The organism is Chitinophaga sp. 05T412 (assembly GCF_056396465.1).
Window position 1 is genome coordinate 59,093 of record NZ_JBFTLN010000019.1, and the last position, 13,047, is coordinate 72,139.

The following is a 13,047-nucleotide window of genomic DNA, read 5'->3' on the forward strand; positions in this document are numbered from 1 at the left end:
CAATTTGATCGTATTAACGCATCATTCCTTTCAAACCCTTACCACCGCCACCAAATTTATTCATCATCTTCATCATTTGACGCATTTGCTCAAACTGCTTCATAAACTGGTTAACGTCCTGAATATCCTTTCCGGCCCCTTTCGCGATGCGTTTGCGGCGGCTTCCGTCGATCATATCGGGGTCGGCACGCTCAGCCTTCGTCATGGAGTTGATCATGGCTTCAATGCCCTTAAAAGCATCGTCGCTGATGTCCAGGTCTTTCACCGCCTTTCCAACGCCAGGGATCATGCCCATCAGATCTTTCAGGTTACCCATTTTCTTGATCTGTTGTAACTGCTCCTTGAAATCGTCGAAATCGAACTGGTTCTGACGGATTTTCTTTTCGAGTTTCTTGGCCTGTTCTTCATTGAACTGCGCCTGTGCACGTTCTACCAGGGTGGTGATATCACCCATCCCCAGGATACGTTGTGCCATACGCTCAGGGTAGAAAACATCGAGGGTATCGAGTTTTTCACCCATGCTCACGAACTTGATCGGCTTAGCTACTGTGTATTGGATGGTCAAGGCAGCACCACCACGGGTATCACCATCCAATTTGGTCAGTACCACCCCGGTGAAATCCAGGCGTTCGTTAAACGCTTTAGCGGTGTTTACCGCATCCTGGCCGGTCATGGCATCCACCACAAACAGGATTTCCTGAGGCTTCACCGCTGCTTTAACGGCGGCTACCTCGGTCATCATCGCCTCATCGATCGCTAAACGACCGGCGGTATCGATGATGATCACGTTGTTATTATTCGCTTTTGCGTGTTTGATCGCGTTTTCAGCAATCTGCACCGCATTTTTATTTTCCGGCTCGCTATATACTTCTACACCGATCTGCTCTCCCAGCACTTTCAGCTGATCAATCGCCGCAGGGCGATAAATATCTGCTGCTACCAGTAAAGGTTTCTTGTTCTTTTTGGATTTCAGGAAACTGGCCAGTTTACCGGAAAACGTGGTTTTACCGGAACCCTGCAAACCTGCAATCAACACGACAGTAGGATTGGTTTTGAGGTCAAATTCGGCCTCAGTACCACCCATCAGTTCTGCCAGTTCGTCCTTTACGATTTTCACCATCAGCTGTCCGGGAGAAATGGAAGTTAATACCTTCTCACCCAGCGCTTTATCCTTTACCTTATCAGTAAATTCCTTGGCTATTTTATAGTTCACGTCCGCATCTACCAGTGCACGACGGATCTCTTTAACAGTAGTGGCTATATTAATTTCGGAAATCCGACCTTCCCCTTTAAGCTGTTTAAACGCGGAATCGAGTCTCTCTGATAATGATTCAAACATTGTTGGTATTTTAAACGGATTGCAAAAGTATATTTTTTTACGGGATTTTGTCGGAAAACAGGATTTAAGTGATTTTACTGGTTGGTCTTATCCAGTGATAAAAAAAGATTAGCGAAGACAGAAGAGGCTTTTTCCTCATCTATCTTCGCTAATCTTAAAAAATTATATCAATTATCCGAGGTAGTTGCGGAGCAACTTACTTCTGGAGGTAGTTCTCAATTTGGTAATGGCTTTGTCTTTGATCTGGCGTACGCGTTCGCGGGTGAGGCCAAATTTTTCGCCAATATCTTCAAGGGACATCGGATGTTCTACCGCAATACCGAAGTACAGCATGATCACATCTTTCTGACGGTCCGTTAACGTGGAAAGGGAACGTTCTATTTCGCGGCGGAGTGAATCGTGGTGATCCAGTTCTTCATCGGCGCTGACAGCGTTCGGATTTTCGAGTACATCCAGCAGGGAATTATCTTCTCCATCAATAAACGGCGCATCCATGGATACGTGGCGGGCAGCTACACCGAGGGTGGCTTCCACTTCTTCCGTGTTGATTTCGAGGATGGTGGCTAATTCATCGGGAGATGGTTCTCTTTCATATTCCTGTTCCAGTTGGGAATAAGCCTTGCTGATCTTGTTACTCAGGCCCACTTTATTGAGCGGGAGGCGAACAATCCTGGATTGTTCTGCCAATGCCTGCAGGATCGACTGGCGAATCCACCATACGGCGTAAGAAATGAATTTAAAACCGCGCGTTTCATCAAAACGTTGAGCAGCTTTAATTAACCCGAGGTTCCCCTCGTTGATCAGGTCACTGAGCGACAAGCCCTGGTTCTGATACTGTTTTGCAACAGATACCACAAAGCGAAGATTGGCTTTGGTAAGCTTCTCCAACGCTCTCTGATCGCCCTGCTTGATCCGGATAGCCAGGTTTACCTCTTCTTCCGGCGTAATTAAATCCACTTTCCCAATCTCCTGTAAATACTTTTCCAGGGATTGAGACTCCCTGTTGGTAATGGATTTAGTGATTTTAAGTTGGCGCATTGACATAGAGTCGGAACAGTTACAGGTTAAGAAAAAGTTAAGATTTGATGAATGCCTGACAAAAATAACTTTTTTTAGAAAGCAACCAAAAAAAATCTATTGTTTTTAGATCATTTACAAATAAAATCGATTGATCATTAAGAGCTTGCAATTCTCGTGGAAATTCGCCACTATAAAGGCGAAACAGCAGGCATTCCCATATATTAAATTTTGATATTTATTAAAACGATAATATATATAGTTTTACTAAGGCGTATAAACTTTTTATGCATTCTTTAAAAAAAAACCGTAAATTATTTTGACAGAGTAAAATATTTTCTATAATTGCAACTGGATGATATTGATTTACTAATTATTTGAGAGATGTCTAAGAAAGTGCTTTATGAGTTAGAATTTCCGGTACGGTGCTCACCCGGTATCCTGTATGAATTCTTATCTACACCCGCTGGTTTACAGGAGTGGTTTGCAGATAGAGTTGATTTCAGGGATAATGTTTTTTCCTTCTCCTGGAATGGCACTGCTGAAGAAGCAGAAGTCCTGGAACAAGAGGAAGACGAGTACATCCGGCTGCACTGGACGCATGCACCCAAGGAAGAATATTTTGAGTTCCGTATACAAATTTCTGAAGTAACGAATGAAACTATCCTGGTAGTAAAAGATTTCGCTGAGAAGAAAGAAATAAAGGACCAAAGTCAGCTATGGGGATACCAGGTGAAAGATCTCTTCCACCGCATCGGCAGCTAAGCACCGCGTTGATTGTCAAGTACATTGAGTAGCGTAGCATAAGCCTTCACTACATCAGTAATTATTTCGCCCCAATGACTGAGCACGAAGGGTTTAGCCAACTTAATAAAATCGTGACGGCTAACCAACGTTTCCCACTCATCTAAACTAAGCGTGTCTATGAAACAGTAATTCCCATTTTCGAAATCATGCTCCCAGGGATTTTCCTGTACATACACCTGAAATCCGGCCTCCGCCAGCTTCGAATAAGCATTTATTAAGGCAGTGCTGAAATGCACTTTTACATTACCCGCCAAATGCAGGGTAGCGCTGAAGTAATGCCCCCACCAGAACATGGTACGAAATGCAAAAATGCCTGTTTTATGGAAAAACCGGGGATAATCCAGCATTACCCATGGTAGCCCTTTATACTGCTCTCCCCTCGAAATTTTACCTCCCTGTAACAACCATTCCGGCTGAAAAGGGAAATTAGTGTCCCGGTCGTACGCCGCGAGCGCCCGCTCCAGGTTTCCCATCAAACCCATTACTTTCTCTATTGCGCTGTTTTTCAACTGGATAAAATGCGTGCTACCCACAATGGTGGCTTCTTCTGACGTTAATTCAAAATTTTCCATATAATTTTAACGGTATTTTCAGGTAGGGCTTAACACTCCTTTGTGAAATCGTGCTAACTTTGCCGTTTAGTAGCATCCTGAAATAGTAAAATACGAATATCGGGATTCCAATTTTTTTAATACCACATTATCAGTGAAAAAACTCGACAAACTCATTATCAAAACGTTTCTGGGTCCTTTTGTTGCCACCTTCTTTGTCACCTTATTCGTGCTGGTAATGCAGTTCCTCTGGAAGTATGTGGATGACCTGGTGGGTAAAGGCCTGGATACCGGTGTTATTATTCAGCTGATTTCGTATACCAGCGCCACGCTGGTAACCCTTGCCCTTCCCCTGGCGGTATTACTGTCGTCTATCATGACTTTTGGTAACCTCGGAGAAAGCTTTGAACTGGTAGCGTTGAAGTCTTCCGGCATTTCACTGCTGCGTTTTATACGCCCTTTATTGTTTGTTTGTACGGTGATAGGTGTCCTCGCCTTCCTGTTTGCCAACTATGTGATCCCCGTAGCTAACCTGCAAGCCAAATCTTTACTTTACGATATCACCAATTCCAAACCGGCATTTAACATTAAAGCCGGCGTTTTTTATAAAGATATTCCTGACTACACCATCAAAGTAGCGCAGAAAGATAAAGACAATCAAACCATCCACCAGGTCATGATCATTGATCATAAAAACGGTAATGCCGTGATCCTGGCGGAGAAAGGACAAATGGTACTCACCGCCAACAAACGCTTCCTGTACTTTGTGCTGGAAAACGGCTGGCGATACGAGGAAAGAGGTAACCGCGGTTATACCGTTCCTGGTGACATGATCAGACAAGGATTTAAGAAATACAGTAAAGCATTTGACCTCAGCTCTTTTGCCTTTAACCGGTTAAACATGGACCTGTTTGCCTCTAACCAGCAAATGCTGAATGTGCGGCAGCTGGATATGGCCATTGACTCCATGCAGAAAGCCGAAAAACAGTTCAGCAAAACCGTTAATGCGTATGTAACTGTGCGGTATCCGTTTTTCAAATGGAAAGACAGCGCTTGGGCTGCCACTGCGCCTCCGCTGAAAGTGAAACATTTTGAAGAAATAGTGCCGGAAAAAAGCCGTCGTTCTGTACTGGAAAGATCAGAACAAAATCTGCGGGAAACGGTGAGCGCCCTGGATCAGCCTACTTTGGAGTATGAAGATAAACACAATCTTATTGTCCAGCATAAAGTGGAATGGCAGCGTAAATTCACCCTGGCTGCGGCCTGTGTGGTGATGTTCCTGATAGGCGCCCCTCTGGGCTCTATTATCCGGAAAGGCGGATTGGGCACTCCATTGGTGTTTGCGGTGATTTTCTTTGTGATATTTAACGTATTTTTCATGATCGGCGAGAAAATGGCGAAAAGTGGTGTGATGTTTACATGGTCCGGCATGTGGTTATCTAATATAGTGCTATTGCCTATTGCAGGTTTCCTAATTGTTAAAGCCATGAATGATTCACAGCTTTTTAATAAAGAGTATTATTTTCGCGTTATTCAAGAAGTAAAAAAGTTCTTACGAAGATTTAAAAAACAACCTACAATTTAAAACCTACAGAATTGAAAACGCTGTTTACACTGTTCAGAAAGAATGCATACTTCTTTCTGCCCTTCTTACTATGGGTCATAGTAGGCGGAGTGTTGCTGGCAACCTACAGCCAAAGGGAATTATTCCTGAGTATTAACGGAGAACATTCCGGCTGGGCGGATGTGGTTGTCACGGGGCTTACTTACCTCGGCGACGGTATTATGTTTGGAATAGTTTTGTTTCTGATGCTGGTGACACAAAGATTCAGACTATTTTTCATTGGACTGGCAGTATTACTGCTGGTGACCCTCGTTGTGCAGGTAGCCAAACATTATTTTAATGCACCAAGGCCCATCAGCTATTTTGGCGATGAAACGGCCACCCTTGTACATACCGTAAAATGGGTAACAGTGCATAGCAGTTGTAGTTTCCCTTCCGGACACTCTGCTGCTGCATTCGGGATGTTCAGCTTCCTGGCGGTGATCTCACGTAATAAAAAACTGGGATTACTGTTAATAGGAATGGCGCTGTGTGCCGCTTATTCCCGTATTTATCTGGCGCAGCATTTCTTCGCTGATGTATACGTGGGAAGTATTGTGGGCACCTTAAGTACGATTACCGTATATGGATTTTTTAAATTCAGGTCGTCATCGCCTGAAGTATGTGCTGAGGCTGTATTACAAGCTAATACAACTACCTAAAGAAAAAGAAATTACAGGAGCGCGTTACTGACGGATTTGCAGATAGATAAGTAAGCGGATAATAACATTCGCTGCATCTATTTGCAAATCCGTTGTATTTATAGCTACTCCTGCTGTGCCAACGATAAAAACTGTTAATGAAATATCTATTGATTGCCCTGGTAGCGGCTTTGCTATTTATACCATTTCTGGGCGCTGTACACTTGTTTGATTGGGACGAAATTAATTTTGCGGAAGCAGCCAGGGAAATGATAGTAAGTCACAACTATAGCCAGGTTCAAATCGACTTCCGTCCTTTCTGGGAAAAACCACCATTATTCATCTGGATGCAGGTGGGAAGTATGATGATTTTTGGCGTAAATGATTTCGCTGCACGCTTTCCGAATGCCATTATTGGTATTGCTACTATTGTAAGTCTGTTTGCTATCGGTAAAAGACTGGTAGATGAGAAACTGGGTTTCTGGTGGGCATTGGTGTATGCCGGCTCCTGGTTACCACACTTCTACTTCAAGTCGGGCATCATTGACCCTACTTTTAACTTCTTTATTTTCCTTTCCATTTACTTTGCCTATCGGGTTGCTTATAACAGCAAATCCTTTAGAATGGCGATGCTCAGCGGTTTATTCCTGGGACTGGCTGTACTGACAAAAGGCCCTGTGGCCATCCTTGTAGCCTTGCTCACGTTGCTGGTATACTGGCTCTGGAACAAGGGTAAAATCAGTATCGGCTTTGCTCACCTGGGGCTGATTGCCTTATTTGCCAGTCTCACCACCCTCCTGTGGTTTGGTTATGAAATAGTGGCGCATGGCTGGTGGTTTGTTAATGAGTTTGTGGCTTACCAGATCCGGTTGCTGACAACTGAAGATGCCGGTCATGGAGGACCTTTCCTCTACCACTGGATAGTATTGCTCATAGGCTGCTTCCCGGCCAGCACCTTTCTGTTCGGTTATTTACAGCGCAGAAAGAAAACCATCTATTCCACGCCTGCGGCCGCCGAAATGAAGGATTTCAAAGTATGGATGTGGGTATTATTCTGGGTAGTACTGATTCTCTTCTCTATCGTTAAAACCAAGATTGTACACTACTCTTCGCTGTGTTACTTCCCACTGTCTTTCCTCGCGGCATGGCAGGTGTATAAAATTGCAGAAGGCAGACAGCTCTTAAAAGGCTGGAATATTGCCCTGATATTTTTTATCGGCCTGGTGTTGGGACTGGCCATAGCAGTGCTTCCGCTGGTAGGCGTGTATAAGGATATGCTCCTTCCATACATCGGTGACAAGTTTGCGTTGGCCAATCTGCAGGCAGTTGTTCCGTGGTCAGTGATGGAGTCGGCTTACGGGATCGGCTATATGATTTTAGTGATCATCAGCGGTGTATTGCTGGTACGTAAACAGATTACGAAAGGCCTGCTCTGTCTGTTCCTTAGCACCATTGTGGTGATACAGGTGACCGTTGTACACTTTGTACCTAAGATAGAAGCGTATTCCCAACGGGCTGCTATTGACTATTTCATTTCCCTGCAGGGCAAAGATGTATACGTAAAAGCGTTGGGGTATCACAGTTATGCACAACACTACTATACCCGGGAACAGCCACATACCAATAAGAATTATTATAACCTGGATTGGTTGCTGAATGGGCAGATAGATAAACCGGCGTATTTCATTTGCCGTATTACGGATAGTGAGCCATACCGGCAGCATCCTAACCTGGAAGTGATTGGAGAAAAGAATGGATTTGTATTCCTGAAACGGAAGTAACCGTTCCAGACACCTATATACAGCAGAAGCCCTTCCGGTAACCGGAAGGGCTTCTGTATTTTTAGTAACGATTGTTTTATGCTGCGTTATAGCGCTTTTCTACTTCATCCCAGTTAACAGCATTCCAGAATGCGTCGATGTATTCCGGGCGCTTGTTCTGGTGTTTCAGGTAATAAGCGTGTTCCCATACGTCCAGGGCCAGAATAGGCGTGCCTTTATCTTTCACGATGTTGTGCATCAGCGGATTGTCCTGGTTAGGCGTTTTGGTGATGACCAGTTTTTTACCTGGAGTTACAATCAGCCATGCCCAGCCGGAACCAAAAACGGTTTTGGCGGCATCGTTGAATTGGGTCTGAAAGGCTTCCCAGCTACCGAAATCTTTAGAGATCAGCGCTTTCATTTTTTCAGAAGGCGTTTGCTTAGTGGGCGACAATAATGTCCAGAAAAGCGAATGGTTATAGTGTCCGCCGCCATTGTTGCGAATGGCTGGTTTATCCTTATCCGTTACTTTCTTCAGGATTTCCTCCAGGGTAAGGCTGGCGAATGTGCTACCAGCAATCGCATCATTCAGGTTTTTCACGTAGGCAGCGTGGTGCTTGTCGTGGTGAATTTCCATCGTGAGTTTATCGATGTTGGGTTCCAGTGCATCGTATCCATAGGGTAAAGCAGGAAGAACAAAGGGTGCTTTAGGATCGGCAAAAGCCGGCTGGCCGGATACTGAAGAAGAGGAAGAGGCCAGGCTGCTCAATGGCCCGCTCAGAATGGCGGCGCCGGCAAGGCTGGTAAGCTTGAGAAATTCTCTCTTATCCATATTTACTATTTTTAATATATATTAGAGTGTAATAAAGATCGAAGTCAGGTGCAAGAGGCCTCAAATATTAAACCAAATCTTATTGGTGGGAAGAGATGGAAAGTGATATTAAAACTAAGATAAAAGTATAAAAACAGGAATTTAATATCAAATTAAAGGAAAACTTTTGGGTAGTTTTCACATTAAATTACTATTTTACCTTACATTCATATCTTGATTACAAGCATGGTTTGTAGTTAACTTTATGATTGCCAGACATATTTATCCCGGGCCTGGCAGGTAAACTAGTCACCTGTTCATTAACCCGCCAATGCGCCAACGTAATAACCGACTACATAACATCTTGACAAGAGGCAAATTATGGAGCAATGAGAGTTGCTTGCTGTTCACAACGATATAACTAATTCAGTGCGAGCAAAACCGAGCACTACCGCGATAAAGCAGGAAACATGATACAAGAGTACATCAGGCTACAACAGGATGAGCGTAACGACTACCAGCCTGTTTTTTACGATTTAGAGCAAGCACAAGATCTTCAGGCATTTGAAGCCCTTTTAAAATCCCGTCCGCAAATCCGTATTAACGATAACATTTATTCACAATTGAAGGAGCTGATGAAAATCAGGAATCCTACTAAGCGCCTGACGCCGGAGGAATATGATGAACAGGTAAAGGCTTACCTGGGGGAAACTCCCATAGATCATTTTGGGGTATGGGTATATTATTCCTGGATAGACCGCGTTGTTCATCTCGTGGATGAGGCCGATTTTATTGAATTACGAACCAGCCGGAACCAACATAAAATCACAGCAGCGGAAATTGCGGTGTTGTCAAAGAAGAAGATTGGCATTGTTGGCTTATCAGTTGGGCAATCGATCGCATTAACACTGGCAATGGAAAGGATCTGTGGAGAACTGCGTCTGGCCGACTTTGACTCCCTGGAGCTGACCAACATGAACCGGATTCGCTCCGGGGTACATAATTTGCAAACCTCTAAGGTGGTGATTGCCGCCCGTGAAATAGCAGAGCTCGACCCTTTTATTAAAGTAAAGATTTATAAAGACGGGATGACAGAAGCCAATATGGACGATTTCTTTACAGCAGGCGGCCAGTTGGATATTTTTGTGGAAGAGTGTGACGGCGTAGATATTAAACTGTTAAGTAGAATAAAAGCGAGAGCATTAGGGATTCCTGTGATCATGGAAATGAATGACCGGGGAATGCTTGATATTGAGCGCTTTGATCTGGAACCGAATCGGCCACTGATGCACGGGCTGATTCCGGAAGTAGACATTGCCACGCTGAAAGGCCTCACAGATGCGGAAAAGCTGCCCATCTTCACCCCAATGCTTTCCCTGGAGAACGCTTCCGCCAGATTTAAATTTTCTTTAGGTGAAATTGGTAAAACCATTACAACCTGGCCACAACTGGCTTCTTCCGTAGTATTGGGAGGCGCACTGGTGGCCGATACATGTCGACGAATCGCCCTGGATCAGCTAAAAAGCTCAGGCAGGTATTACATAGATTTTGAGCAGTTGATTGTTTAACATACTTATGCCTTGTATAAGCGCTATTCCGAAATGTCATGATTAATGTAAGGGTATTTAGGGCTCCGGATGACCCTGAGGCTTGTATGAGATTTTATACCGGTCACCTCAAGTTGCTGGAAATTTATTTCGGCATCGCCCAGGTAACCTCCGGCAGCGCAGATTGGATGCAACACGAAAACACGATAGTGATCATTGTTGAGGACGAAACACGTACCAAGACATATGGGGGAGCTCGTGTTCAGATTGCAGACGGCGTATTACCACTCCCCATTGAAACGGCGATTGGCAAATACGACGAAAAGATCTACTCTTACGTAAAAAAAGGAAGTGCTGAAATCTGTGGCATGTGGAATTCAAAAGAAGTAGCAGGAATGGGAATTGGCAGCCAGGTACTGGCCAGAGTAGGTGTAGTACTGGGGGCACAGTTACCGATAGATACCTATCATGTATTGTGTGCGCCTATCACCACCCGGGTAGGCAAACGTGTTGGCTTCGTTATTGATGAATCACTAGGCAATAATGGTACGTTCTTCTATCCGAAAGATGACTTCCTGGCTACCGCGATGGTGATCACCGACCCTTATGAACTGCCCTATGCAGATCCTAAAGAAAAGTTACTGATCGCTGATTTGCGGGAAAATCCTATTCAGTCAAAAATTGAAGTCGGACCAAAGGGATCATACGAGGTGAATTACAGCCTTAAAATCCCTACACACGCGCAAGCTACCATCTGAACAAACAACTAAAAAAATAAATTTAAATTAAAGCCTCATAATCTCATTAATTGATGTTGTCTAAGATTGTTGTTTTGTGGTCAATCTTTACCCTGCTATTCCTGTTTCCAACAACAGCACAACCTGTTGTGTACAACAACAGTAAGGCACTGATACAGATAGGCGGGGCTCTTTCATTATATACCGACAAGGATAATGTACTTACTTTAGACGGCGTCAGGCAACAACAATTTAAACCTTCCGGCCAGGAAGTACCCAATCTCCAGATCACCCCTTATACCCAGTGGGCAAGATTTTCCATTATTAATCGTACTAAGTCAGCACAGCTGTTACTGGAAGTAGAATATCCGATTATCGATGATATTACGCTGTATGAAATATTACCGGATGGAAGTACTAAAAGCACCCGGCTGGGAGAATTCACAGCTTATAAAAACAGGGGCTATGATCATCAGAATTATCAATTTAAAATTCAGGTTCCCACCAATGAAACGAGGGAATACTATCTGAAAGTGAGGGCTGGTGAGCAATTACAGCTACCTATTTACCTGGGTACCCCCGAAACCGTATATGAGAAAAACAATAAAAGGGAACTGATTTTTGGTATATACGTGGGCGTTATTATCGCCATGGCATGTTACAATCTTTTTATTTACATCTCCACCCGCGACAATAGCTATCTCATTTATGTGAGCTATATTATTTGCGTGGGGCTCACGCAGGTAACGCTACAGGGTTATTCCTTCCGTTTCCTGTATCCCAACAGCTCCTGGCTGGCGATGCATGCTACTGTGCTGGTGCCCATCTTCAATGGACTGACAGCGGTGATATTTATACAGAAGTTCCTATCTACCAAAATTAATTACCCACTCGGGCATAAGCTATTGAATGTGGTGATAGGATTATATCTCCTTTGCTTCGTTCCTACTTTCACAGATCAATACACCTACGCGCAGATACTGGTACAAATAGCCGCTTTCCTGGCTGCTACCATGGCTTTTGTGGTGGCGTGGCGTATCAGCCTGAAGGGCATTAATGCCGCAAGATTCTTCCTGCTGGCCTGGTCGGTATTTCTGATCAGCATCTTCATATTCGTACTCCGCAATTTCAATGTGCTGCCGTATAATAACTTTACTTACTATGCGCTACAGATAGGATCAGGTTGTGAAGTACTGCTACTGTCCTTTGCGCTGGCCCATAAGATCAACGTTTTCAAAGCAGAAAAAGAAGCTTCCCAACAAATGGCACTGGCTATTTCACAGGAAAATGAAAGATTGGTAAGAGAACAAAATATCATACTGGAAACCAAGGTAAAAGATAGAACGGAAGACCTGCAGGCCACTAACCTGGAATTGAATACTGCGTTGACTAACCTGAAAGATGCACAAACCCGGTTGGTAGAAAAAGAAAAAATGGCATCGCTGGGTCAGCTGACGGCCGGTATTGCCCATGAAATCAACAACCCTATCAACTTCGTGACATCCAATATCAAACCGTTGAAACTGGATATCGCAGACCTGAGAGAGTTACTGAATCGCTACGATGAATTGCCCACCAGTAGCGATGTTCCTAAAACATTGGCGGATATTGCTCAATTCAAAAGAGAAATCGACATCGATTATATACACGAAGAAATTTCTTCTCTGATAAAAGGAATCGAAGACGGGGCCGCCCGCACCGCAGAAATCGTAAAAGGATTACGTACCTTCAGCCGGCTGGATGAAAGTGATGTGAAGTCTATCGATATTCATGAAGGACTTGACTCTACACTGGTGCTGTTGCGCAATGCTATTCCTCCTTATGTAAACATCATTAAGGACTACGCCAGCTTGCCGAAAATAGAATGCTATGCAGGGAAAATCAATCAGGTGTTTATGAACATCTTTTCTAATGCATTGAATGCTATTAAAACCAAGAAAGAACATCACAACGAATTCATCTCTATAAAAACAGCACAGGAAAATTCCTTTATTGTGATTACGATCAAAGATACCGGTATTGGTATGTCGGAAGCAGTAAGGGAAAAGATCTTTGACCCCTTCTTTACCACCAAAGATGTTGGCGAAGGTACCGGGCTGGGATTATCTATTGTGTTCAGTATTATAGAGAAGCATAAGGGTAAAATTATCGTAAACTCAGCCCCGGGAGAAGGAGCAGAATTTATTATATATTTACCACTGGACATATCAAACCATTTATCGTAATTAACCATA

The 13,047-nt window shown here is 43.8% G+C and carries 11 protein-coding genes; 7 read left to right on the forward strand and 4 right to left on the reverse strand.

What is annotated here, in order from left to right:
• Positions 1 to 13: 13 nt before the first annotated feature.
• Positions 14 to 1,339: a signal recognition particle protein gene (gene ffh, locus AC1DFM_RS30725; protein WP_477080614.1), complete on the reverse strand. Its 1,326-nt coding sequence runs from the start codon at positions 1,337 to 1,339 to the stop codon at positions 14 to 16.
• Positions 1,340 to 1,510: 171 nt separating this feature from the next.
• Positions 1,511 to 2,377 carry a sigma-70 family RNA polymerase sigma factor gene (locus tag AC1DFM_RS30730; RefSeq protein ID WP_079473598.1) on the reverse strand — a complete coding sequence of 289 codons (867 nt, stop codon included), beginning with the start codon at positions 2,375 to 2,377 and terminating at the stop codon, positions 1,511 to 1,513.
• 363 nt (positions 2,378 to 2,740) lie between these two features.
• Between AC1DFM_RS30730 and AC1DFM_RS30735 the strand changes: the two genes are divergently transcribed.
• Positions 2,741 to 3,121, forward strand: coding sequence for an START-like domain-containing protein (locus AC1DFM_RS30735; RefSeq protein ID WP_477080615.1), 381 nt, complete (start codon positions 2,741 to 2,743; stop codon positions 3,119 to 3,121).
• On the opposite strand, the gene AC1DFM_RS30740 is transcribed toward AC1DFM_RS30735, so the two are convergent.
• Entirely contained in the window at positions 3,118 to 3,735 is a 618-nt protein-coding gene (locus AC1DFM_RS30740) for a hypothetical protein (protein WP_477080616.1), read from the reverse strand. The genes AC1DFM_RS30735 and AC1DFM_RS30740 overlap by 4 nt on opposite strands.
• Before the next feature lie 133 nt (positions 3,736 to 3,868).
• Between AC1DFM_RS30740 and AC1DFM_RS30745 the strand changes: the two genes are divergently transcribed.
• From AC1DFM_RS30745 to AC1DFM_RS30755, 3 genes are all read left to right on the forward strand, one after another.
• Positions 3,869 to 5,299, forward strand: a complete 1,431-nt coding sequence (locus AC1DFM_RS30745; RefSeq protein ID WP_477080617.1) for an LptF/LptG family permease — start codon at positions 3,869 to 3,871, stop codon at positions 5,297 to 5,299.
• An 11-nt stretch (positions 5,300 to 5,310) separates the two neighbouring features.
• Complete coding sequence (locus AC1DFM_RS30750) at positions 5,311 to 5,979, forward strand: phosphatase PAP2 family protein (protein WP_477080618.1); 669 nt, start codon at positions 5,311 to 5,313, stop codon at positions 5,977 to 5,979.
• 137 nt (positions 5,980 to 6,116) lie between these two features.
• Positions 6,117 to 7,739, forward strand: a complete 1,623-nt coding sequence (locus AC1DFM_RS30755; protein WP_477080619.1) for an ArnT family glycosyltransferase — start codon at positions 6,117 to 6,119, stop codon at positions 7,737 to 7,739.
• Positions 7,740 to 7,815: 76 nt separating this feature from the next.
• On the opposite strand, the gene AC1DFM_RS30760 is transcribed toward AC1DFM_RS30755, so the two are convergent.
• The gene (locus AC1DFM_RS30760) at positions 7,816 to 8,550 is read right to left on the reverse strand and encodes a superoxide dismutase (RefSeq protein ID WP_477080620.1); all 735 of its coding nucleotides are present in this window, start codon (positions 8,548 to 8,550) and stop codon (positions 7,816 to 7,818) included.
• Between the two features lie 449 nt (positions 8,551 to 8,999).
• Here AC1DFM_RS30760 and AC1DFM_RS30765 point away from each other — a divergent pair, with 449 nt between their 5' ends.
• The 3 genes from AC1DFM_RS30765 to AC1DFM_RS30775 all read left to right on the forward strand — a co-directional run bounded on the left by AC1DFM_RS30765 (position 9,000) and on the right by AC1DFM_RS30775 (position 13,038).
• Entirely contained in the window at positions 9,000 to 10,097 is a 1,098-nt protein-coding gene (locus AC1DFM_RS30765; protein ID WP_477080621.1) for a ThiF family adenylyltransferase, read from the forward strand.
• An 86-nt stretch (positions 10,098 to 10,183) separates the two neighbouring features.
• A complete protein-coding gene (locus tag AC1DFM_RS30770) occupies positions 10,184 to 10,834 on the forward strand; it encodes a hypothetical protein (RefSeq protein WP_477080622.1) in 651 nt (216 codons plus the stop codon).
• A gap of 74 nt (positions 10,835 to 10,908) precedes the next feature.
• Entirely contained in the window at positions 10,909 to 13,038 is a 2,130-nt protein-coding gene (locus AC1DFM_RS30775) for a sensor histidine kinase (protein ID WP_477080623.1), read from the forward strand.
• The last annotated feature ends 9 nt before the right edge of the window (positions 13,039 to 13,047 follow it).

Bases quoted from the DNA above. Each gene is read 5' to 3' on its own strand.
- AC1DFM_RS30730 (WP_079473598.1), bottom strand. From the start codon at position 2,377: ATGCGCCAACTTAAAATCACTAAATCCATTACCAACAGGGAGTCTCAA.
- AC1DFM_RS30735 (WP_477080615.1), top strand. From the start codon at position 2,741: ATGTCTAAGAAAGTGCTTTATGAGTTAGAATTTCCGGTACGGTGCTCA.
- ffh (WP_477080614.1), bottom strand. From the start codon at position 1,339: ATGTTTGAATCATTATCAGAGAGACTCGATTCCGCGTTTAAACAGCTT.
- AC1DFM_RS30755 (WP_477080619.1), top strand. From the start codon at position 6,117: ATGAAATATCTATTGATTGCCCTGGTAGCGGCTTTGCTATTTATACCA.
- AC1DFM_RS30740 (WP_477080616.1), bottom strand. From the start codon at position 3,735: ATGGAAAATTTTGAATTAACGTCAGAAGAAGCCACCATTGTGGGTAGC.
- AC1DFM_RS30760 (WP_477080620.1), bottom strand. From the start codon at position 8,550: ATGGATAAGAGAGAATTTCTCAAGCTTACCAGCCTTGCCGGCGCCGCC.
- AC1DFM_RS30765 (WP_477080621.1), top strand. From the start codon at position 9,000: ATGATACAAGAGTACATCAGGCTACAACAGGATGAGCGTAACGACTAC.
- AC1DFM_RS30770 (WP_477080622.1), top strand. From the start codon at position 10,184: ATGAGATTTTATACCGGTCACCTCAAGTTGCTGGAAATTTATTTCGGC.